This window comes from Robertkochia solimangrovi, from assembly GCF_007279655.1.
GTDB lineage: Bacteria > Bacteroidota > Bacteroidia > Flavobacteriales > Flavobacteriaceae > Robertkochia > Robertkochia solimangrovi.
In genome coordinates this window covers 36847-58983 of record NZ_QKWN01000005.1, presented here as the reverse complement: position 1 = coordinate 58983, position 22137 = coordinate 36847, and the positions used below count along the sequence as shown (strand labels likewise).

Sequence of the window (22137 nt, the reverse complement as noted above, 5' to 3'; positions counted from 1 at the left end):
AGAATTAAGAATTAAGAGTTAATACAGAATACCGCTTACTGCATACTGCTTCACAAGGTAACATGTAACAGCGTAACTAAAACGAATTGAGAATTGATGGAGAAAACGGAATTCAGAAAAGTGAAGCTCCAAGGTAAAATCTACAAATAGACCAATTGCCTGCGTTGCACGCTCACACCCCGGAAGTCATCGGCATCAATTCGTTAAGTACTTCTTTCAGTTCTTTAGGTTTTAAGTCTTTGGCGATGATCTTTCCTTCCTTGTCAAGCAAGAGATTGAAGGGGATCGTGGTGATATAATAATCGGTTTCGGCGGTTCCAAGAGAATCGATGGTTTGTGGCCAGAGTAGTTCATCTTCTGCGATGGCATTTTGCCATGCCTCCTTATCCTTGTCGATGGATATTCCGAGAATCTCAAAATCATCCCTTGACGAGGATCCGTAGATCTCCCGAAGTGCCGGATTATTGTCTCTGCAAGGGGCACACCATGAAGCCCAGAATTCTAGCAATACAAATTTCCCTTTCAGGGATTCTGAATCGATCACCAGGCCTTTATTGTCCGGGAGAATTAGTTGAGGTGGTGTAGCACCTATAGCCTGAGATTTTTCTCTTGCGATCATATTTCTAATATAGATCAGGTCTTTCTTCGTTTGAAATGAAGTGTCGATCTTAGTTATAAGTGAGATTAGTTGTTTCTCAGTTAAGTAATCATAAACACTATTAAATTCTGCTACATATTTTCCGGCGAGTTCTGAGGTCGGATTTTTACTGACAAATTCATTCAGGTTGTTATAAAGTATGGCTGGTTTTAAGCTGTCATTTTCCAGATTATGAAAGGTGAGCTCCATATTCTTTTCAAAATCTTCTTTAAGTATTTGAGAAGCAGAACCGGAAACGCTGTCAGTATCTATCAGTTTGATCTCCTCACCACGGTATGTGGCCTCCGAATACAGGAGGAAGAGTGCTAACTCACCATTCTCAAGCATAAATGTGGTAATACCAGATGTTGTGTTTAAACTTGGAGAAACCGGGTAGACGGTTGCCTCTGTAGGATGATCAACTTGTCCGGTAAAGGTAAATCTGGATTGAGTAACAAGCGCACTATCCAGTTTGTCTTCATATTTCAAATAGATATAGGAATCGAAGTCAACATTTATTTGACCGGTAAGCACGAAAGATTCCTTCGTTTCCGATGCACAGGAAATGAAGAATAGGGTAAGGGTGATTGCGATGAGATTGAATTTCATAGGGTTATGGTTTGCGTTGTAAAACGGGTTCAATTAAATAGCGGGTTCCTCTTTTTCCTTAACCAGCCATTGTTTGAAATAGAGATTCTCAATTTCTTTTCTTTCCTTGGTATTTATCAGTTCAATAGGTTTTGAGTCTTTTGAAAGATCAATGATGTACCAGATTCCCTCATCCTTTACATCAAATTTTTGGTCATTATTGGTATCTCTTAAAGTCTTATAAATAATTTTATCGGTATTTGGTACGATATGGTATTCCACAAGGTGTTCTGTGATCGGACTTAAACGACGATAATTTTCACCATCCTGATCTGTTATGCAGAGTTGCAGAGGATCTTCAGAGGTGAGTTTGTTATCCTTATTGAAATCGGTATCGGCCAACTTATACAAAACACTTTTTTTCAGAAGGGGGCCAACCCTGTAAAAATTGGTTTCGAATTCGGAGATTCGGGTTTTCTTTTTGGTTAGTAACCGGGCGCTGCCACTTTTGATATCATAAAAAATGAAGTTCCAGTAATTCGGATAGCTATCCGCTTCGCTGTCAAATTTGCTACTATACCGGGGAAAAGTACTTCCGGAGGATCGTTGGGTTGTAATGGGTAAAATCACCTTTTCAATACTGTCGATCATAACGATTCTCGAGTATTCGAAACTATATTCATCGAGCACCGAATCGATTTGTTGCGGTGTCAGATCGGTTTCTTCAATGACTTGTATCCTTTCATCCTTTTTTCCACAGGATATGGCAAAGATGATCAGGGGAAGCATAAGGAGTCTACTCATAAAATGAATCTTAAATATTTGAATTCTTTGATGAGTCGGGTGGGGGAGAAATAGTAGGATGTAGAGTTTCAGACATCCATGACTCAAATCAATAGGGGAATATAGGAAAATATTCTCTTACTGGTAATAATCAAAGAGTTAATATGACAGATTTTTCGTTGATTTTTGAAAAAATAAGAGCCGATTATGGAAATTAATCGGCTCTTATTCTATTCAGAAGAAAGTATTACGTAATTATATACGTGCCCGGAGCAGCCAGGTTTTCCCGGACTCTATTCAAATATCCAAAGTTGTCATCATTAGAACGTAAGTGGTACGGTTACCAAACAGAAACACGTTCCCCTTCCGGCAGGTACATCTTGTCTTCGGGTTGTACATCGAAGGCCGAATAGAATCCCGGGATATTCATCAGGGGTCCGTTCACACGCCACATCGGTGGAGAATGCGGGTTGTTATTGATCCAAAGACGTAAGAATTCATCCTTCATTTTTACCCGCCAAATTCTGGCTACCGACATAAAGAATCGCTGATCGGGTGTATAGCCATCAATTTTCGTTGTATCCTGTCCTTCAGCGGTCATTTTAAAGGCGTCATATGCTACGGCTACCCCACTGAGGTCGGCTGTGTTTTCCCCAACGGTCATAGCTCCTTTGATGTGAATCGAGTCTAATACCGTGAAAGTACTGTACAGGTCGATCACTTGTTGGGTCTTCTCTTTAAACTTTTCATAATCCTGCGCTGTCCACCAGTTTTTCACATTCCCGTCTTTATCGAATTGAGCACCCTGATCATCGAAAGTATGAGTGATTTCATGTCCGATCACCATACCGATCCCTCCGTAGTTCAGTGCGTCATCGGCATCGTTATCAAAGTAGGGCGGTTGAAGGATTCCTGCTGGAAATACGATCTCATTGGCAGAAGGATTATTATAGGCAGTAACCGTAGGAGGTGTTGTGAACCATTCTTTTTTATCTACCGGTTGCCCTAATTTTGAAAGGTCATACTGATAATCAAAGGAATTCGCAGCGATGATATTGGCAAAATAATCATCAGCAACGATAGTGAGATCGGAATAATCTTTCCAATTATCAGGATACCCGATCTTTTTGGTGATCGCAAATAATTTTTCTTTGGCTTTTATCTTGGTACTGTCACTCATCCACTCCAGCTTGTCGATTCGGGCAGCATAGGCTTTTTGCAAATTGTTCACCAGGTCAAGCATTCTCTTTTTAGCGGATTCCGGGAAATATTTCTTTACATACAGCTGCGCCAGCCCATCTCCTAAAAGGCGGTCTACCGCACTCGTCATCTCTTCACTCCTTGGTTTTGGAACGTCTTGTCCGGAAATCACTTTATTGAATGCAAATTTGGCATCGACAAAGGGAGCACTGAGATTATCCGCATAATTCATAATCGACTTTGCCTTTAAGTACGTCTTCCAGTCATCTAAGGCAACACTAGGTAACAGTTCGTTGAGCGTATTATAGTAACCGGGTTGACGAACATCGATAGAGTCGGTTTTCATTCCGAGGCTTTTCAGAAGATTTTGCCATTCAAGATTTGGCTGACTTTCGATCAGCTCGGAAACAGCCATTTTGTTGTAATTGGCTTTTACATCCCGCATTTCTATTCTGGTCTTATGCGATTCAGCTAATTGTTTGTCGATATCATAAACCACTGTTGCACTTTTTGCTGCTTCTGCAGAATCACTTCCGGTCAGTTCGAAAAGGCTTTTCAGGTAGCTTTTGTAAGCATCCTGGATTCCAATCGTGGAAGGATCCGTTTTAAAATAATAATCCCGGTCAGGAAGTCCGAGTCCTGTTTGGTAGACATGAGCTATGTTCATAGAACTGTTCTTGTCGTCCGGTCCTATTCGGAAACGGAATAAGGAGGAATTATAAACCTTATATTGATCGGCGATGAATTGGATCATTGCGGGAATGTCGTTGATGGCTTCGATTGAAGTCAATACCGGTTTTATCGGCTCGTATCCTTTTTTGTTGATGGCAGCAGTATCCATTCCAGAGGCATAGAAGTCACCTACTTTTTGGGCGATACTACCATCCGGATTCTCACTTTTGGAAATACTATCCAGCAACCCCTGAAGGCGGATACGCTGTGGGTAATTCATAAACATATAAGCACCCACTCCCGCCTGGGTGGAAGGAATTTGAACAGAGTCGTACCAGATCCCGTTCATGTATTTGAAGAAATCATCTCCGGGCCGAAGACTGGTGTCGATACCTTCGATCTTCACGATCTTCTTTTCAGGTTCAGTGGAACAAGCCTGAACGGCAAGTACCAGAACAAAAAGGATTAAAATTTTTTTCATGGTTGGTGGTTTCAGTTTATCAGGCCGTACATAAGTACATCAATAGCAGTTACTGGTGTTCTTATGTTGCCCATTAGTTACGTTAAAAGCAGTTTCTAAGATATTAAAAAAGAATATTTTATTGAATTTGTAAGAGCAGAATTGCAAAATATTGTGAAAAACGAGGAATTACATGATAACTATGAAATACTTCATTGGGAGATTGTTGAATTCGAAAGAACTGGGTGTATTAAAGTTCATCGATTTCACAATCCGCAATGAGCAGTACCTATATAAATTACCTCAGAGATTCGCTGTTTTTTTTGAATCGATTAGATCGATCAATCTTTCGAGGGATGATTTTACTTTATCAGATTCACTTTTCTTCAACATCAATTCAGCCTTCTTTTTCATTTTATCAAAATTTGCTTCTGGATAGATCTCTACTAGTTCGGTGAAATAAGTATCGATTCCTTCTGCAAGTATTTCTTTACCTTCCTCTGAAAATGCTTTTTCATTGTTGAGCTCATCCATATAGATCAAATAGTTGTTGATCATGGATTCTAAATTTTTGTTGAGAGTATATGAAACCTTACTAGCATTCGGATCATCTGCACTTTCCTTAATTTCAGTGTTGGCTAACGTAAAATATCTGACCTGAAGATCCAATCCAAAATGCCAAACTGCCAGCATTTCCTTATCGTATAAATATTGATCTTTTCTATCCTGATCTTTATAGATCTTACTCATATTTTTCCATTGGGTGAAGAATTTCTGAGCGTATTCATTCCTGTGTTTCAATCCGAGTTCTTCATCATCCAATACTACCTTAAAATTTTGATGATCTGTAAGTTTTTCTACAATGAGTCTTGTTTCCGGATCATTAAAATTTGGGAGTTTTTCATCGGTGTCATAGCCATAGTTTAATTCAAGAATGGACGCTTCATAATCAACAAGATCCCAGTATCTTTTGTCTAGCGGGAATTGATGCTTTTCCGTTGTACAGTGGGTAGAAATAAAACAGGTTAGAAGGAGTAGGATTAGGTTAATTCTTTTCATTGAATTGAATTTTGGGTTTTTTATATTCAGCCAGTAAATTTAATAAACTATCAATTTCTTTTTCATATCTCTTTTGTTCACTCCATACATAGCTATGGAAAGTGTTATAATCATATTCTTTTTGATAGTCGTGAACATCAGCATACATGTCGTCAATGATCATTTCAATTCTCTCTTTGTCATAACGATCCAGTTTTGCAATTTTCTTCTTTGCTTTTCGAGTAAAAAGCTCAGTGATTTTTATGTGATATTTTTCATGAGACAAAAGGTCCTCACTAAAAATATTTCTTTTATACACAAATGAACGCGAAGGATGAAATAGCGATTCAATCGTTACGCCATCATTACTTATATCGGTTTCTATAGTAGTAACCACATAGGCAAAGCGTTCATTTCCATAGAGGGATTTTCTGAAAAATTCAAGGCCTCTGAAATTCTCAAACGTGATTTGATCATATTTGTCAAAGGTCATCGGTCTTTCATAATTTAAATAATTTACACGTATTAAAAGCGCAAATGCGATCAGCAGTGGAACAATGATCATGAGACTGATCTTGAGTATTCTTTTCAGCTTTCCTAAAGGAACTTTATTCCCTTTTTTATTCTCCTTAATTACAATGAACAGTTGATAAAAAACAGGCGAAAAGTAGATCAGAATTACCAGTATAATGATTAAGATATCCTTCATGTGTATTTCAATGCCCCGAATATATAGATTTCCTGATAAAATCCGGGAATGGAATACCCAGTATTGAATCTTTGGAAAGATCGGTTTTCAAAACTTTTCTATTTAGCGGGTTGTCATAAAGAATGACTAACTATTAAGATTATGCAGTCTGGGTAAATGAGCTGTATACTTATGAAGTTCTAAGAAATTATGTTCCAGATTGAATTCAAATAAGCGTATGAGATTCGTGGATTCGACCTTTTGTTTTCCGTTGGTTTACGGGGCTTTTTCTCCATTTATGCAGGCAGATTTACTTTAAGGAATAATCTTCTGCTCCTTTAGTGTTTGAAAGGTTTGGATCATATTCTCGATGCTGTTGACATGCATCTCGTGAAAGCCATGTCTTCTGGCCTTGTTGACGTCCAGAATGGCATCATATTCCACATTGAATATAAAATCACCGAAACCCCATTGTACCAATTCATCAAGACTGTTTTTTTGAAGTCCGTATTTCTCCACTATCCTTTGCCACAGTTCCGATTTTCCAGGCATATATTCCGAAAGACTGAAGGTCTGTGGTTCTGCGATCTCGACACCGAAGAATTCTCCGAATTTTTCCCATGCCTGATACCATCTAAATATATCACCATTGGTAACATTAAAGATCTCGTTTTCTGTTGACGCAGAAGTGGAGGCCCAATCCATACCCTTGCTCAATACCTCTACTCCCGTGACATTGACCAGCACCTGATAGGCTTTCGGTGATCCAGGAAATCGAAAAGGAATACCCTCTTCTTTACAGAGTGTTGCATAAACTGCGATCAGGTTGGATAGATTCATCGGATTGCCTAGGGTGTACCCAATCACAATATCGGGTCGAATTGCTGTCCAGGTCCAGAATTTATCCTTTGATCGTTCCCTAAGATAATCTTCCTGATTATAATAGAAATTAGGGGTGATACTACGTGGATCGGTTTCTAAAGCCGGGGTTTTATAGATACCCAAATGGGCACCATAGGCTTTCCCTCCCTGAATAAATACTACTCGTTGTAAAGGGGCTTCTATTGCTTCGAGTCCGGTAATAAGGTTTTCCAGTAATTCCTGATTGGCATTTACCTGTTCGTAAGGATCGACGCGTTCAGTATAGGCGGAATAGAATACATGGGTTACTTCCTGAAGTATATCGATTTGCTGAAATACTGCGTTTTCATTACTGAGGTCCAGTGAGACATAGTTAGCGGTTGTATTATATTTTAAGGGTGACCTTGAAGTTACGATAACTTTCCAATCATCCCGGTTGCAGAAATAATCGGTTAGATTTCTGCCGATGATTCCATTTCCTCCTGCGATCAATGCTGTTCTCATGTTCTTTTAAACTGAATTTTAATTTTTGATGATTGAAGTCCAAAGTGTCAGACTCCTGCGACATTGACCTAAAAATTCCTGCATTTGTTCTTTGTTCATCGGGTATTTATACGGACGAATTTCCGGCAGAACGAATTCGAAGAATACATAACCCTCAAATCCGATCTCCTTCAAAGTCCTGTATTGTTCAGTATAATCAATATGTCCGGTTCCGATACCACCTCGTCCTGAATCTGAAATATGATAACTGTGTAGTAAATCCCCGATCTTCAACAAGGGTGAGTGCATATCTGATTCACAGATATTCATATGAAAACTGTCAAGAACCAGTAACAGGTTTTTCGCTTTAGATTCGCGATATATGCGTAATAGTTCTTCGGCGGTTTGTACCCAGGGTAATTCATAGTGATTGCAGGCCTCATACGAGAGTGTTATTTGCTCATTTTGAGCAATTAGGTCTAATTGTCGTACTGCTTCTATGATGAAATCCATCGCTTTTTCATAATTTCCGATTTCTTTGGTCCAATAGGAAATTCCCTGAAGTGTAACTACAGGCGCTCCGATCGCTACTGCGAAAGCAATAATTTCCTGATAATGACTGACGCAGTCTTTGAGCGTGAATTGTTCTTCGTTGCAAGGTTTATAATTCATCGGATCATAGACCCTTATGTCCAATTCATATTTTTTAGCCAGTGTTACCACAGTGACAGGATCATAGAACTTATGATCACCACTGAATTGAATAGCCTCAAAGCCTGTTGATTTGATACTGGAAAAAAGTGTCTCCAGATCCTTAATTCCGTAAGTCCATGTGATAACTCCTACCTTTGGTTTATTATTGGTCATTAAAATGTGTTTTTCTTGGAGATTGATCCTTTGATCCGTATACTATTAAAGATAATACTAATATCCGGTCAGGTCAATTTCTACAATACTTCCGGTATTTACACTTTTACGTACAGCATCCATGACAAGCATGGTGTGATAGCCCTCCCAACCGGTTACAGGCACCGGTTCACCATATACTAATGCCCGATAAACCGCTTCAAAGTAGTTGTAGTAATTACCGATTTCCGTCGGGATAGTTTCTTTTATACGCTCTCCGTTACTGAAATAATATAAATGGCCTTCTTCATTCTCCGGTTCAGCACACCAAGGGCCTTTTGAAGGTTTTGCACCAGTCAGTAACAGGTCTTCCTGCATATCGGATCTGCTTTTAAAAAAGGATCCTTCCAGTCCGTGAAAGACATAGGCATCTTGTCTGCGTACAGCAATATTAGTCTCGTGTAATTTTACACGTTTGTCAGGATAAAATAAGATAGCGTTTACATAGTCCTCAACGGTACCTCCTTTTCGAAAGGTTGCAAAATCTGCAAAAACCGCAGTTGGTAAACCGAAGAGATTCAGAGCCTGATCGGTTATATGAGAGCCCCTGTTATTAAACTCACCGCCACTCACCGGTTTTTCAGTATGTGCTTCACCACCTTCCCTTAATTGGGGATGGTGAATATCATAAGCTATATTTACTTCTTTTAAGGGACCTAATTTTCCTGATTTGAGAATCTTTTTAGCGGTCAGGAAGTCACTGTCGAACCTTCGGTTCTGGTACACGATCAAATGTAGATCCATATTTTTGGCCAGTTCACAAAGCTCTTTGGCTTCTGCGGCCGTATTGGTAAATGCTTTCTCTACAATAACATGCTTTCCGGCTTTTAATACTTCTTTAGCGTATGTATAATGAGTATCGATCGGGGTATTCACAACTACCAGGTCAATGGATTCATCGGCGAGGATCTCTGCTAATGATTCATAGCTGTTAACATAGGAATAGTCTTTTTGAATTTTCTTTTCCGATCGTTCCCAGGCACCTTTTAGGGTAAAACCTTCATGTAAATGTAAAAAGGGTGCAAAGAAGATAGAGCCTGAAAAGCCATAGCCCAGAATGACGGTATTTATTTTTTTGATATCCTTCATAGAGTTTTATTTTTAATCTTTTTTTCACCGATCCAGTGGGTGAGCAATACCAAAGTAGCGATCACAAAGCCGGCGATGGATATTCCTTCCCATTTAAAATAGTACCATATATAGCCGCCGATAAAGGTGCCAAGCGCACCTCCGGTAAAATACATAACCATATATACCGTATTGATACGGTTTCTTGCCGCGGGATTCCCTTCAAAGATGATGGTCTGGTTGGTGATGTGTACCGATTGTATACCCATATCGAGCAGGAATGCACCGATGATCAGACTGATCAAACTTTCTGATGAAAACCCGATGATGATCCAGGATGCCATGATGATCAGGATCGCGATCACGATCAGGGTACTTTTCCGCATACGATCACTCAGTTTTCCAACCACCGATGCCATAATGGCTCCGGCGATCCCTACCAATCCCATACCGCCGGCCACATCACTTCCCATATGGAACGGTGCGCCTTCCAGCAAGAACACCAGGGTGGTCCAGAAGATGCTGAAACAGGCAAAGTCCAGTGCTCCGCGTAAGCCTGCCAGGCGCAATTTTGGCTGGGTTCGGAATTGTACGATGATGGATTTCAACAGAGAGCCATAACTGCCTTTGAAATCCGGGTTTATTTCAGGGAGGTGTCTGAACAGGAACAGAAACAAGATCATCATGATCACTGCTGCAATGATGTACATGGTTTGCCAGCCATAGTATTCTCCCACTAGTCCACTCAACGTTCTTGAACCCAGAATACCGATGAACATCCCGGTCATGACTGCGCCTATCGCGGCCCCGCGCTTTTTCTCATCGGCTAGTTGGGCAGCCATAGGAACCATCAATTGCGGGACTACGGAAGTGAGGCCGATAAAAAAACTGGCGATCTTTAATTGCAAGGGTGAACCGGCAAAGGCAGAGCACAATAAGGCTGCGATGATCAGGAAGAAATCGGAGAGGATAAGTTTTTTACGTTTTAATTTATCTCCCAGCGGAACGATCAGGAATAATCCGAAGGCATAACCGATCTGAGTAAGCATGGGAACACTGCTGATCTGAAGTTCTGTAACACCATAACTTTTCGCCATCAAGCCGAGTAAAGGCTGGTTGTAATAGTTGTTGGCAACTACCAGACCGGTAGTAGCAGCCATCAGGAATAAGAGTCCTTTGCTTAATTGCTGCATACTAAAAAGTGTTGTGGACTACCATTAACGAATCCGTAACGGGTGTTTTCATGTAATTTTTCAGGGTGGCCATGGTAACCTTATTTTAGCATCGAATTTGCAGCCTTCCCATTTAAGCCTGACCGTGTTGAGGGGGATCCAGGATGGCATTTACAGGAAGGGACTGCAGATTTCGATCTTTATTCTTTTTCTGAACCATAAAATTCCGAAGTTTGCAGGTTATTTCCTTGTAAAAAAACTGGAAGTGTTTGTACATTCCCGTGGACCGTAATACCGATCATGACGGTAGTACTTTTAATATTTTGAGGCCAATTCCGCGATTTCACGGGTTATCTTTGTTGGCGAATTACAATCGCAATTGGTCAATCCTATCACATAAATTTCGGAATCCGGCAGGTATACACCCATCGATTTAAATCCGAAGATAGAACCGCCATGTTCATAGCTCTTTTGGTCTGCTAGGTTTTCGATATGCCAACCATATCCATAGTTAATGAGGGTTCCATTGTTTAGCGAATAGTTGGTAAAGGCCATTTCGGTGGTTTTTTCACTGATCAGCCGATGGTTCCTGATCGCTTCTACCCATTGCATCATATCGGAGACGGTAGACATTAAAGAGCCTGCGGCATAGGGTAAAGAAAAGCTGATGTAATTACTATTGCTATACGTGTCGTCTTTTTTGTGATATCCTGAGGCTCGGTTCGCGATCACCTTTTTGTGACGGGCATACCAGGAATTTGTCATGTTTAGTTTTAGAAATATATGTTTTTCGATATAATCGGCGTAGGTTTCTCCAGATACGATCTCAATGATATATCCCAGTAAAACATAACCCGCATTGGAGTATTTAAAGTAATCTCCAGGTTGAAAATCTTTCGGCTCATTTTTAAAGAAATCGATGAATTCTTCGGGTGATAGATCTGCTCTTGAGATCTCATTCAGACCTTTGACCCTTGTGAAATCCCTAATCCCGGAAGTATGGGTGAGAAGGTGGTGTATAGTGATATGATCTCCTTCGGGATAATCAGGGATAAACTGAGTTAGCTTATCATCCAGACTAATTTTGCCTGATTCCATAAGCATTAATATAGCGACAGCGGTGAATTGCTTGGTCATGGAGCCTATTTCGAACACATCGTCAGGCTTCATGGGTACATTCAATTCGAGATTGGAGAGTCCGAAAGCCTTTTTGTAGAGGATGTTGCCATCTTTGGCGATCAGAAAACTGGCACCCGGTTCTTCCGGATGGTATTTTTGCAGTAAGATACTATCGACTCTGGAAGCCAGGCCTTGAGCGTGAATCGTTGTGGGAGGGTTTAGGATTAAAAGTGTAAATAATAAAAGTAATGGTAAAGAACTAGTGATTTTCATTTCCGATTTGTTTTGATCGTTTAGCGTATGACGGCCGATCTAGTATTCGGGTAACAGAAAAATTTGAGTTTATGCCTGTGAGGCTCTGTCAGATCCGATATTTCTTCGATAGATCTGAGGTGAAACCTCTGCCTTCTTTTTGAAAAAACGACTGAAATAATATTCATCATCATAACCCAGTTGAAAAGCGATCTCTTTGATGGATTTGTTGGTCAGGTAGAGTTCGCGTTTCGCTTCGATCATAATGCGTTCGGAGATCAGATCGGTTAATGTTTTCTTGAAATGAGTTTTTGTTAGTTTCCCTAATGCTTTCGGACTGATGGCTAACATATCCGCATAATCACTGGCTGAGTGATTGGTTCGGTAGTTTTCATTGATATAATCTTTCAACTTTTTCAGTACAAAAGGTTCATCCTCAGTAGCGGTATTTTTGTCGGGATCTTGCCCTTGTTCTTTCTTAAGGCGTGAGGCTGTGATCAGAAAGATCTTGAGATAAGAAACCAGCAACTCATGTTGCGCAAGTTCCGGATGTTTCATTTCGGTCATCATCTGGTCGATCATCATGTTCAGTTTCCCCTGCGCAGGCTCATCAAGCCTTACTTCCGGGGAATCATAAATGTTATTAAACAATACGCCATCACAAGCCACTTCCTTATGATGTTTATGAATACAGAAAAAATCAGGATGAAAATGTATGACCTGAGCATCGATGGATTCAATCATCAATTTAAAAGGTTGGTAAGGAGAAAATGAGACCAGGGAATTTTCCCCAAACTGAAATTTAGCAAAATCTGCCTGAATAGTGCCCTTTCCCTGCTTGATCCAGATCAACGTATAATGATCAAGACGTTGAAGTTCGAGAAACGGATTTTCATTTTCAAGGCTATAGATCTTTAAGGCCTGATACTTAGTAATGGGATCGATCAAGGTATAATCTGAATTCGTCATCATCATTTAAAAGTTTAATTTTCATTAGTACGATCAATGCTTATGATCACTCTGTCAATAATTTGTTTAGCCGTCGTTATCTCAGAGAGATCTTCATATAATTCACCATTCTTTCCGGAATGGTGTCCGTGTCCGATGAGCTTCATCAGGCCATGAACCGTTGATTCTTTGAATTCTGAAAAAATATCAGCGGCGTAGATAAGGGAAGGCTGACCTACCTGTCCGGATCCGGAGTAAATCATATCCTCGGGGAACCTGTCCTTGCTATAATATTCATTCCAGTCGTAAGATTGGTTGACTTCTAACAGGATTCTGTAATTATTTAGCTCAAAATTACTTCTGGATTCGATCAAAAAATTACCTGTTGGTGTTGCTCCGGAAACGGCATCGATGTCTGCTGAGTTTTCGAGCGGAGTAAAAAGCCCGTCCGATGCCTTTATCCCTCTTTTGTGGGTCCAATAAGGTAAGGCTTCCGGTCTTCTTTTAACTGCGGGTTCCCATTCACCGTCGATGTTAATACCAAAGTCATAAGTGCTTGAAGCGATCACCCGGGAGATGTAGAGGGTCTCAAGGTAGTTGCCCAGGCTATCTTCGGCCCAAATAGCAAAAAGCGGGTATTGAAAAGCGGATCCTTTTTTTAGTTCGACTGCAATGTTATTGTTGCCCTTGGAATTGTTTAACTGAATCAACTGATAACCGAAATTTTCTTCAGTAATGCCAGTTTGCCTGTTTCTCAGTTCATTACCGAACATATAAATGCTATTCAATCCCGGTAAATCAAAGAAAACTCCTGAAGCTAAAATGATCATCATCAATAATACAAAGGGTGCCTGAAGCTTTTTGATTCCCTTTTTTCTTTTTCCGGTGACATAATCGGACAATGGTTTTTTATTGTTTTTGAGGTGAAGAATAATTACCATCAGGAATACTATTCCAAAGAACGTATGTATAGCTGCGATACGGCTGTCAAAAGGCTTGAAATACATGATGATTCCGGAGCTTAAAAGAACCAGTAAAGTAAAGAGTAATATATTTCCTAAAATTCTTCTGTTCATGATCGTTCAATCTTTATTTACTGGTTCTAATAAGTTTTTATAGGAGGTTTTAATCATCGGGAGGAGATTTGATGAAGTATCTTATTTAAATTTTCTGTCCTTTTCCTGAATTTCCAGGTCATTGATACTCGCATAACGTCTGCTCATAAGTCCGTGCTCATTGAATTCCCATAGTTCATTTCCATAGGCTCTGAACCATCGCCCTTTATCATTGCGATATTCGTATTCAAAACGTACCGCAATTCGGTTGTTTCTGAAGCCCCAGAGTTCCTTTTTAAGCTTATAATCTCTTTCGTGCTTCCATTTATTGGTTAGAAATTCTTCGATTTCCTTTCGACCGTTAAGGAATTGTGCTCTGTTTCTCCATTCAGAATCGATCGTATATGCTTTAGCAACAACTTCTGGATTTCGGCTGTTCCATGCATCTTCCGCCATCTGAACCTTTTGTAAGGCAGTTTCTTCAGTAAAGGGAGGGACCGGAGTTTTTATTTCTTCTGACATTTTTAAAATATTTTAAATTAAAATCGGTAAACGCAATTCTTCATAGAATCAAAAATGCATTATCCGAATAATTACAGATTTCATATTTCTCTTAAGGAAGCTTTGTTCCTGAGGGTACTTTGTTGGTATTTATGGATAAAATACCATAGTGGAATACCGTAGGCTAAATGCCTTACCATCGATAGTACCGGAAGTAAGGCGCCTGCTTTTAATCCTGCAACCCCGGCTCCCAGGAGGGGAAACATAAAGAACCAAACCAGTGCAATGGTTTCTGCGATTACAAATATTTGCGCCCGAAGCCATTTTGGGCCGATCAGGGAGGGGGCAATTCCGGCATATAGAACGGCGAGTAAAATTCCATTCGAATAATGTCCGATTACTCCATAAGCCATTCCTAACCCGGTTTTTTCACCGATGATGCCGGCAATATCCCACCAGGTTCCGGTAAATAGTAATCCGATGAGGTCAAAGGCTAAAGTTCCGGTGATTCCAGCCAGGATCGCATTTTTCCAATTGATTTTATGTGTATTCATTTTGCTTTCTTTTTAAGGGTTAAATGAGCCTCTCCAAAGGAAGGAGAGGACTCCTTACTTTAGTTTTAAAGGGCCGTGGCGATCGGAAAATCGACAGGTATTTGCGTAAGATTGTGCAAATAGTTCATGGCGGTTTTATCACTTACCTGAAGGATCAGATCAACAAGATTTTCTCTGGTATATCCTTGATTAAAGAAATTTTGAAGGTTTTGATCACGTACCTGTCCTTTGTTTATAGTAACATCAGCAGCGAGTTTAACTAAAGCATCCAGTTTAGCATTATCGCTGTTACCCTTTCTGATCGCGATCAATTGCGCATCGGAAAACCCGTTCATTTTCCCTATAACAGTGTGGGCACTTTGACAATAGATACATCCATTCACTTCGCTAACAACAAGATTTATCGCTTCTTTCTCCTTGTTAGAGAATGAGGTTCTGGCATTCTGGTAATTTAAATACCTTTCAAGGGCATGATCTGAATGCGCTATGGTGGCGTAAAGGTTAGGTACAAACCCTAAGGCATTTTCCAGTTTGTCAAAAATTGCCTGATTAGTGGCTGACACTTCACTTCTTTCAGGTACTTTGATTTCAATCTTTTTAATTGTTTCCATTTTTTACATTTTTAGGATTAAACATTTTTACATTGCAAAGATGTCCCGGAACTTAGCGGTAGAACATGGATGTTCTACGCCATCAGATGGACATTTTTCCGCTATCGCATCTTCTTCATTCTGTGCAGGATGGCATCTTTAATACCTAAGCAAGTTCGTAGTTAGTCTTACGGCATGAAATGGAACAATGATTTTTTAGTCCTTCAGTTTTCAGAAGGAGAATAAGGATTAGTACAGGGGGTGAACTATTAGTGCTATGCTATCAAATTGGCTATGAAACCATCATGGGGATATAGTCTTAACGGATATTGAGTTTGGAAGTCGGATTCCATATTCCTGATTCGGCAGTTACGCTTGCATACTCAGCAAAGGTGGTCGGTTTTCTGTTCAACACCCTTTGAATATCCTGCGTGATCTCCGAATTTTCCGGATTGCCTAATACCTCCGTGAATAAATAGCCGATCAACCATATGAAATCATCCGGCACTTCAGCGTCATGCATTCCTTGTACATAGTCCTGCATGGAAACGGGAATAAATGAAACAGATCGACCGGATGCCTTTGCAATGATTTCCAGTGCTTCCTTAAAGGTTAATGCTTCGGGTCCTGTGAGTTGATAGATCTGACCATTATACACATCGTCTGTCAATACTTTAACGGCCACCTCAGCAATATCTCGGGTGTCTACAAACGGAATTTTCACATGAGATTGCGGTAATGCCAACATACCCCTTTGAATAGGTTCGGTTAAAAAGCTTTCACTGAAGTTTTGATTGAACCAACTGGCCCGGATGATGGTGTAGTTAATTCCTGATCGTATGATAACCTGTTCACACAATTCGGCTTCACGTTCACCTTTACCGGAAAGAAGTACTAGTTTTTGAATATTTGCCTGCTTTGCAACAATGATCAACTGCTCAATCGCACGTATTGCTCCGGGTACGGCAAGATCAGGTTGGTAGGTGATATAGATTCTGCTCATTCCATTAATAGCCGCTGACCAATTCTCGGGTTTACTCCAGTCAAAAGAAGGTTCACTGGTTCTTGAGCCAATGCGTACATTGTGGTTTAGCGCTTTTAATTTTTCTACGACGTGACGCCCGGTCTTACCGGTTCCTCCAAGTACTAAAATGTTCTCTGATTGCATAGGTGTCTTGCTTTTTTTGGCGCTATGGATTGTTTAGCGCTTAACGGTTCGTTGATTCATTGATGGGTTATACGACTATCACTATAACCTTGATGAAGCAAAGTTCCGCTGCTTGTCAAACATTTTATTGACTGGATGAACCAATAATTTGACACTTTGTGCCAATCCGAAGAAATTACAGGCTTTTTCTATATTCCAGTGGTGTTTTGGAGGTCCACTTTTTAAAAGCCCGGTTAAATGCACTTTGTTCTGAGAATCCGGTTAAGAAGGCAATTTCTGCTACGCTTTGGTCGGAACTGAAAAGTAAATATTGAGCGATCTCCACCTGAGTATCTTTAATTATTTCACGGTAGGTCGTGTTGTTCTCCGCTAATCTGCGCTTTAGGGTTCGGCTACTCATTCCCATATGGTCACTGATCTGTTGAATGGGTGGAATTCCACTTGGCAGTGCATCCTTAACCAGTGATCGAATCTCAGATACGATTCGGATATCCAGCTTTTGAATACCGATTCTTTCTTCTTCCATACGTTCCAACAGAAATTTGCTGATGCTTTTATCTGCCTTTGTTGATGGAGTTTCCAGATCTGTGGTTAGAAAAGACAGGGAGTTTTCCTTTTTTGAAAAATGAACATCACAATTGAAGAAATTCTGATATTCTAAAGTATTCGTGGGTGACTGATGTTCGAAGGATACCTTTACCGGATCTATATTACTTTGCGTGATCAGTCTGACAATATTTACACTAACGGCAAAGGTTGCTTCATTCGATAGCGCCTGACCCAGACGATAGGCAGGTCTGTTCAACGAAACGATAGTAAGGTTTTCTTTGGTTACGACTTCAATACCTCCAATAGTGGTGATCAGGATGGCATATCTTACAGCACGTTCAAATACATCTCTCGCTTTCCAGCATGTTTTCCAGGATAAGCCTAATGTCCCGTAATCTTCAGGAATCATTTGTGCGCCTACCCGTATGGCAAAGCCCGGAGATAAATGATGATGTCCTAATTCATAAATTTCTGCCAGGAGTTCAAAAGGGACAAAGGCGGTTGAGGTTTCTTTAAAGTCGGGGATTTTATGATGCAGCAGTTTTTCAGGGGGTAATCCTTCCGAAATCGCTTTGTTCACCACTTTTTGATAGATATGCCTGGAAACTAAACTCATGTTTTATAAAAGCACAGAAGCGTTATTAACTCATCCGGGGACATAATATCCTTTTTTAAACAGTAGGTTATCAAAGATAGTATGATAATTTGAAATGGTGTATGATGGCTATTTGGCGCCATATCCTGATTATATTCCACTATTGGTCACTGTCATCAGTCTTATTGAAACCATTGGGATCAAATCCGTACATGAAATTATTCAATTGCCCGTTTGAACTTGCTAATTCCACAATGTCCATCAGTTCTTCAAAATAACTGCAGACACGTTCACGATCTTCGGTATCCAACTCCAAATAAAGCTCCTCAAAACGTAAGAGTCCTTTTCGGATTTCCTCCAGGTATTTTTGTTCGGTGGGTTCCGCTGATTCGGCAACCGATCGAAAGCTTTCCGCTACCTGATTGATCTTTGTCGAATAGGTCGGGCGCATTTTTTCGTCACGGATTCCCGGATAAAACGGCTGTGATGACTCCCGGATGAATTTCTCCTTGGCTATAAAATCATCAAACATTTGAGAGGCATTTTCAGGAGGTTTCATAAGAACAGATTTCGATCCGCATGCAAAAAAAATGCGATGGAAATCAGTAGTAAAATGGTTTTTTTCATTTCATTAGACCTATTATTCCCCGGTCATATGCGCATAGAAAGAACGGGATATTCCGGCTAGTTGTTCGGTGCCTTTATCGAAATCTTCCAGGTTCTTAGACAGCAGTACCAGTACATACGAACCTCCATCCGGGAGGTAGATGATTCCTGCATCGTGGTGAATTCCTGTGATCGATCCTGTTTTATGGGCAACCGAAACATTTTCGGGAAGCTCTTTAGGGATGATCTCGTTGAATTGCTGATCTTTCAGGATAGCGATCATCGAATCACAATCTTCTTTGGTTCCCGCTTTACCGGAGGCGATGGACTCCATGATGATCTGGAGATCTCTTGCTGTGGTCGAATTGCTGAGCCCCATATCATAGGCCTTTTGATCTTCCACCCCTCGAAGGACTTCAATTTTTTGGGCTCCGAGATCTCTCATCGTGGCAGTTACGTTTTTAGCATCCACCAGTTCGATCAGTACATTGGTCGCCAGGTTACTGCTGACCGTGATCATGCTATACATTAGGTCATTCAAGGCTACTCTGGAATTGATCTTATCGTAAATGATATCGTCGCTGTCATCGGAAATATCCATACTGTACGGACTCCCATCTACAATACTCTTGAATTCATTGATCAGGAGGATGGAGTCGTTGAGGTTTAACGTTCCTGCTTCCTGTTGCTTAAAGAGTTCAATCATGACGGGTACCTTCATAGTACTTGCGGCGTGGAATTTTTCGTCCGCTGCGATAAAAAGCGTATCTGAAGGATCGGATAAATTCAGAAATGCTACCGCGATATCCCCGGCAATAGAATCGATCTGCGACTGAATAGTTGCTTCCAGTAGTTCTTGCTTCGTCTTTTCAGGTTCACAGGAACAGATTCCAAAAAGCAGCAGGATCACTGTGATAATTCTTAGGAATGAGAATGATTTGTTCATTGGTAACTTTGGATAGATGAAAAGGTTTTTTTTGATCATTTGGTTCCGGGAAGATTTTCTTTTCCGTATCGGTAGGTCGTTGATTTTATCAGTTTTCCGGAAGCTTTATCGTAAAAATTCCAAACGCCTTCTTTTTGTTGGTTGCTATAGCTTCCTTCGATTAAAATTTTTCCGCTTTGATTATAAAGAACATATTTGCCGTGTTTCATGTTCTTGGTGTAGGTTGTAATTTCTTTGATGTTTCCGGCCGGAAAATATTCCTTTAATTCTCCTTCGAGTTGCCCGTTAATAAATGCTTGTTCCTTGATAACAACTCCCTCCGGGTTGGTGGTTATGCAGGTGCCTGTATAGACGAAGTTTTCCTTAAACGCAGACCTGCCATCCTTACCCTGCATTGTTAGTTCACTGCAATCGCAAGTTTCGGATTTGGATTGTTGACTAAAAGATATTGCACTATACATTAAAAATGTTAAAAGAATAAACTTTCTCATAATTTAAAGGTGGTTTATTGGATTTAGAATATGTACAAAGCCTTCCTGTAGGGAATTCATTGTTTGCTCTAAGATATAAATTTTGTAGCATTATCCTTACGTAACTATATAATTGTATGAGTGTTTCCTGAAAATTCAGGATGATGCGACGGTAAAGAGGGAAATAGACCTCACTAAGATTCATGAACTAACAGTCTAATATATGTTTCGTTCGAGGTTTAAGCGGAATTAGCTTGTTTCTATAATTTTAAATACTGCACCTAGATTGTATTTGGTTGATAGTTTTTCTGAAATCAGGGTTATATTTATTTGAGGTTACATAGGTCCAGTCACCTCCATTTTTTAATATGATCTTTAAAATCAAGGGATCATTATTAGCAAAAAATGAAGTTGTGATCATAATGCGGTTCCACCATTGGTTATTAGGGTTAAAATATTTGATTTTCTTTACCGCTAAATATGCAAAGGTTCTATACTCCCAGTGATCGATCGCTTTGATTTCGAAATGATCCTCAAAGATCTGAATGGATGGAAATCCCGGCGATTCAAAATTATGAGTCTTCTGATTCAAATCGTGATTTTTAGAGTTGGTCTATATTTAATCAGTGACGGTAATGATCACTCGTTGATAACGGGTTAGCGATGGTAAGCCTGTATCCGATACTTCACAGATCATATGGATCGTATCACCAGGTTGGGCATTTTTCGGAATCGTAATTTTAGTTTTGGCAGTAGGGGAATCCTCAATAATTTCGCCTTTATAGGTGCCTGGTTCTTTATAATGCCACCATTTAAAATTCAAGGAATCCTTATCCGGATCTATGGTTGGGGAAGCATCCAATTTGAGTTTTGTACCAGCTTTTGCCGTAATATTTAAGGGGGTGTTCTTCAATCGTATTTCCGGATGATGATTGGCAGAAGCATAATCTTTAGTACACCAATCTGCACGAGCTGCAAAATCATGCTGCACATCGATGAGCCATCTCCAGATCGGTTTAAAATAGTGGGTACGGCGGGCAATCTTTTCCGGTTCGGTGTCGTGTTCCATTTTCTTCGACCAGCTATTGCTGAATCCCCATTGTCTGGCAGGATATTCAAAAGTGGTATCGGGAAGAGGATCCATCCAGACATTGTTACGTATTTTCACATAGCGTCCTCCCCAGCCACCAAATCCGGGTGACTCCATACTCCGGAGTCCGTTAGGAATGGAATGAAGGAAAGAAGGAGTGTCACCCTCTGCGTTGAATGCCCCATTGTTATTCTCATACACTTCACACAGCGCACCATGGCCATTAATGATATTATTTGTCATCCAGTCAGCCTCAAAAAAGGGTTTTACAGTTTCAGGGAGTACTTTTGGCCATATATAGGCCATACAATCGAATTGATCGGAAATAATGGTTGGAATATTGAACTTTTCCCAATTCGGTCGGATATATTCCTGGTAGGTTTCATCCTGTTCCCAAATAAGAAATAACCGCATTTTTTTCGCTGCCTCTTCCATCCTGTCGGGATGATCTTCCTGAAGGATCTTTAAGGCTCTTGAGATTGTATTACAACCTCCCCAGGCCTGGATCCAGACCGGGCGGGGATCACTTTTGTCCAGTAAGACCTTCACGATCCATTCGGCTCCTTCAGTTCGGATATCATCTTCACCGATTCCATTGATATTCCCCACTTTCCATTTGCTTAGCAAAAATTCCGGACTTGGGTAGTCAGGGTCATGGAGTAACAGGTTTTCGTAGACTTTTGCATACAGATCGATATAATCCCGTATCCATGAGACCTCATGAAAAGCATTCCAACCCTCTCCGCCAACCCAGTGGAATTGGGAACTACTGTTTATGATACCTTCGACGTCGAATTCATTGGCACTGAGCAGGAATCTTACCATGGAAGCCCGGTCATCTGCTTCCCCGTCAGTGGTAACGATCACCCTGGGTTTTGTATTCGCATATGCAGTGGTTAAAAACCCAAGGGTCAGAATAGTAATAAGGATCTTGTCAAGAGAATTAGTCATGAGTTTATCAATAATAAGGGGTGTAATGAAGTATTTTCAACACACCCCTAAAATATGAAAACTAAAAGGATTACATGGGCAGGTATCTGGAACTTCCGTTCCTAATTACTACTACTAAGTAAATTATTGCTTCTTTGAAGGCCTTGGATAACCTAAACCAATAACGCGTTGAACTTAAATTTTTAAC

The 22137-nt window shown here is 40.3% G+C and carries 22 protein-coding genes; all 22 read right to left on the bottom strand.

The window, feature by feature from the left end; translation table 11 throughout:
* Positions 1-172: 172 nt before the first annotated feature.
* The 22 genes from DMZ48_RS08530 to DMZ48_RS08425 all read right to left on the bottom strand — a co-directional run bounded on the left by DMZ48_RS08530 (position 173) and on the right by DMZ48_RS08425 (position 21950).
* The gene (locus DMZ48_RS08530; protein WP_143954714.1) at positions 173-1246 is read right to left on the bottom strand and encodes a TlpA disulfide reductase family protein; all 1074 of its coding nucleotides are present in this window, start codon (positions 1244-1246) and stop codon (positions 173-175) included.
* Positions 1247-1279: 33 nt separating this feature from the next.
* Positions 1280-2029, bottom strand: a complete 750-nt coding sequence (locus DMZ48_RS08525) for a hypothetical protein (protein ID WP_143954713.1) — start codon at positions 2027-2029, stop codon at positions 1280-1282.
* A 319-nt stretch (positions 2030-2348) separates the two neighbouring features.
* Positions 2349-4361, bottom strand: a complete 2013-nt coding sequence (locus tag DMZ48_RS08520) for a M13 family metallopeptidase (RefSeq protein ID WP_143954712.1) — start codon at positions 4359-4361, stop codon at positions 2349-2351.
* 282 nt (positions 4362-4643) lie between these two features.
* On the bottom strand, positions 4644-5399 hold the full coding sequence (locus tag DMZ48_RS08515; protein ID WP_143954711.1) for a hypothetical protein: 756 nt from the start codon (positions 5397-5399) through the stop codon (positions 4644-4646).
* Positions 5386-6087, bottom strand: a complete 702-nt coding sequence (locus DMZ48_RS08510; RefSeq protein WP_143954710.1) for a hypothetical protein — start codon at positions 6085-6087, stop codon at positions 5386-5388. Before DMZ48_RS08510 ends, DMZ48_RS08515 begins: the two co-directional genes overlap by 14 nt.
* 294 nt (positions 6088-6381) lie before the next feature.
* Positions 6382-7431, bottom strand: a complete 1050-nt coding sequence (locus DMZ48_RS08505) for an SDR family oxidoreductase (protein ID WP_143954709.1) — start codon at positions 7429-7431, stop codon at positions 6382-6384.
* A gap of 18 nt (positions 7432-7449) precedes the next feature.
* Entirely contained in the window at positions 7450-8277 is an 828-nt protein-coding gene (locus tag DMZ48_RS08500) for a sugar phosphate isomerase/epimerase family protein (protein WP_143954708.1), read from the bottom strand.
* 57 nt (positions 8278-8334) lie between these two features.
* A complete protein-coding gene (locus DMZ48_RS08495; RefSeq protein WP_143954707.1) occupies positions 8335-9405 on the bottom strand; it encodes a Gfo/Idh/MocA family oxidoreductase in 1071 nt (356 codons plus the stop codon).
* A complete protein-coding gene (locus tag DMZ48_RS08490) occupies positions 9402-10577 on the bottom strand; it encodes an MFS transporter (RefSeq protein ID WP_143954706.1) in 1176 nt (391 codons plus the stop codon). The genes DMZ48_RS08495 and DMZ48_RS08490 overlap by 4 nt, the downstream gene beginning before the upstream one ends.
* Before the next feature lie 294 nt (positions 10578-10871).
* Entirely contained in the window at positions 10872-11948 is a 1077-nt protein-coding gene (locus tag DMZ48_RS08485) for a serine hydrolase domain-containing protein (protein WP_143954705.1), read from the bottom strand.
* Between the two features lie 69 nt (positions 11949-12017).
* Positions 12018-12902, bottom strand: coding sequence for a helix-turn-helix domain-containing protein (locus DMZ48_RS08480; RefSeq protein ID WP_199287956.1), 885 nt, complete (start codon positions 12900-12902; stop codon positions 12018-12020).
* 8 nt (positions 12903-12910) lie between these two features.
* Entirely contained in the window at positions 12911-13951 is a 1041-nt protein-coding gene (locus DMZ48_RS08475; protein WP_143954704.1) for a T9SS type B sorting domain-containing protein, read from the bottom strand.
* An 81-nt stretch (positions 13952-14032) separates the two neighbouring features.
* Positions 14033-14452 (bottom strand): nuclear transport factor 2 family protein, encoded by a 420-nt coding sequence (locus tag DMZ48_RS08470; RefSeq protein WP_143954703.1) that lies wholly within the window; start codon positions 14450-14452, stop codon positions 14033-14035.
* Between the two features lie 80 nt (positions 14453-14532).
* The gene (locus tag DMZ48_RS08465; RefSeq protein ID WP_199287955.1) at positions 14533-14985 is read right to left on the bottom strand and encodes a hypothetical protein; all 453 of its coding nucleotides are present in this window, start codon (positions 14983-14985) and stop codon (positions 14533-14535) included.
* 65 nt (positions 14986-15050) lie between these two features.
* Positions 15051-15596 (bottom strand): carboxymuconolactone decarboxylase family protein, encoded by a 546-nt coding sequence (locus tag DMZ48_RS08460; protein ID WP_143954702.1) that lies wholly within the window; start codon positions 15594-15596, stop codon positions 15051-15053.
* Positions 15597-15894: 298 nt separating this feature from the next.
* Positions 15895-16743, bottom strand: a complete 849-nt coding sequence (locus tag DMZ48_RS08455) for an NmrA family NAD(P)-binding protein (RefSeq protein WP_143954701.1) — start codon at positions 16741-16743, stop codon at positions 15895-15897.
* A 175-nt stretch (positions 16744-16918) separates the two neighbouring features.
* Positions 16919-17908: an AraC family transcriptional regulator gene (locus DMZ48_RS08450; RefSeq protein WP_143954700.1), complete on the bottom strand. Its 990-nt coding sequence runs from the start codon at positions 17906-17908 to the stop codon at positions 16919-16921.
* Positions 17909-18047: 139 nt separating this feature from the next.
* Positions 18048-18446 (bottom strand): DUF4844 domain-containing protein, encoded by a 399-nt coding sequence (locus DMZ48_RS08445; protein WP_143954699.1) that lies wholly within the window; start codon positions 18444-18446, stop codon positions 18048-18050.
* Positions 18447-18527: 81 nt separating this feature from the next.
* A complete protein-coding gene (locus DMZ48_RS08440; RefSeq protein ID WP_199287954.1) occupies positions 18528-19478 on the bottom strand; it encodes a serine hydrolase in 951 nt (316 codons plus the stop codon).
* Entirely contained in the window at positions 19475-19930 is a 456-nt protein-coding gene (locus DMZ48_RS08435) for a toxin-antitoxin system YwqK family antitoxin (RefSeq protein WP_143954698.1), read from the bottom strand. The genes DMZ48_RS08440 and DMZ48_RS08435 overlap by 4 nt, the downstream gene beginning before the upstream one ends.
* A 247-nt stretch (positions 19931-20177) precedes the next feature.
* Complete coding sequence (locus DMZ48_RS08430; RefSeq protein WP_143954697.1) at positions 20178-20501, bottom strand: peptidylprolyl isomerase; 324 nt, start codon at positions 20499-20501, stop codon at positions 20178-20180.
* Between the two features lie 27 nt (positions 20502-20528).
* A complete protein-coding gene (locus DMZ48_RS08425) occupies positions 20529-21950 on the bottom strand; it encodes a DUF1593 domain-containing protein (RefSeq protein ID WP_143954696.1) in 1422 nt (473 codons plus the stop codon).
* Positions 21951-22137 lie beyond the last annotated feature (187 nt).

Excerpts from the sequence above, each read along its gene's own strand:
- DMZ48_RS08505 (WP_143954709.1), bottom strand. The coding sequence starts at position 7,431 with ATGAGAACAGCATTGATCGCAGGAGGAAATGGAATCATCGGCAGAAAT.
- DMZ48_RS08440 (WP_199287954.1), bottom strand. The coding sequence starts at position 19,478 with ATGATCAAAAAAAACCTTTTCATCTATCCAAAGTTACCAATGAACAAA.
- DMZ48_RS08465 (WP_199287955.1), bottom strand. The coding sequence starts at position 14,985 with ATGAATACACATAAAATCAATTGGAAAAATGCGATCCTGGCTGGAATC.
- DMZ48_RS08455 (WP_143954701.1), bottom strand. The coding sequence starts at position 16,743 with ATGCAATCAGAGAACATTTTAGTACTTGGAGGAACCGGTAAGACCGGG.
- DMZ48_RS08485 (WP_143954705.1), bottom strand. The coding sequence starts at position 11,948 with ATGAAAATCACTAGTTCTTTACCATTACTTTTATTATTTACACTTTTA.
- DMZ48_RS08475 (WP_143954704.1), bottom strand. The coding sequence starts at position 13,951 with ATGAACAGAAGAATTTTAGGAAATATATTACTCTTTACTTTACTGGTT.
- DMZ48_RS08450 (WP_143954700.1), bottom strand. The coding sequence starts at position 17,908 with ATGAGTTTAGTTTCCAGGCATATCTATCAAAAAGTGGTGAACAAAGCG.
- DMZ48_RS08470 (WP_143954703.1), bottom strand. The coding sequence starts at position 14,452 with ATGTCAGAAGAAATAAAAACTCCGGTCCCTCCCTTTACTGAAGAAACT.
- DMZ48_RS08520 (WP_143954712.1), bottom strand. The coding sequence starts at position 4,361 with ATGAAAAAAATTTTAATCCTTTTTGTTCTGGTACTTGCCGTTCAGGCT.
- DMZ48_RS08435 (WP_143954698.1), bottom strand. The coding sequence starts at position 19,930 with ATGAGAAAGTTTATTCTTTTAACATTTTTAATGTATAGTGCAATATCT.
- DMZ48_RS08425 (WP_143954696.1), bottom strand. The coding sequence starts at position 21,950 with ATGACTAATTCTCTTGACAAGATCCTTATTACTATTCTGACCCTTGGG.
- DMZ48_RS08460 (WP_143954702.1), bottom strand. The coding sequence starts at position 15,596 with ATGGAAACAATTAAAAAGATTGAAATCAAAGTACCTGAAAGAAGTGAA.
- DMZ48_RS08500 (WP_143954708.1), bottom strand. The coding sequence starts at position 8,277 with ATGACCAATAATAAACCAAAGGTAGGAGTTATCACATGGACTTACGGA.
- DMZ48_RS08480 (WP_199287956.1), bottom strand. The coding sequence starts at position 12,902 with ATGATGATGACGAATTCAGATTATACCTTGATCGATCCCATTACTAAG.
- DMZ48_RS08495 (WP_143954707.1), bottom strand. The coding sequence starts at position 9,405 with ATGAAGGATATCAAAAAAATAAATACCGTCATTCTGGGCTATGGCTTT.
- DMZ48_RS08515 (WP_143954711.1), bottom strand. The coding sequence starts at position 5,399 with ATGAAAAGAATTAACCTAATCCTACTCCTTCTAACCTGTTTTATTTCT.
- DMZ48_RS08525 (WP_143954713.1), bottom strand. The coding sequence starts at position 2,029 with ATGAGTAGACTCCTTATGCTTCCCCTGATCATCTTTGCCATATCCTGT.
- DMZ48_RS08490 (WP_143954706.1), bottom strand. The coding sequence starts at position 10,577 with ATGCAGCAATTAAGCAAAGGACTCTTATTCCTGATGGCTGCTACTACC.
- DMZ48_RS08530 (WP_143954714.1), bottom strand. The coding sequence starts at position 1,246 with ATGAAATTCAATCTCATCGCAATCACCCTTACCCTATTCTTCATTTCC.
- DMZ48_RS08445 (WP_143954699.1), bottom strand. The coding sequence starts at position 18,446 with ATGAAACCTCCTGAAAATGCCTCTCAAATGTTTGATGATTTTATAGCC.
- DMZ48_RS08510 (WP_143954710.1), bottom strand. The coding sequence starts at position 6,087 with ATGAAGGATATCTTAATCATTATACTGGTAATTCTGATCTACTTTTCG.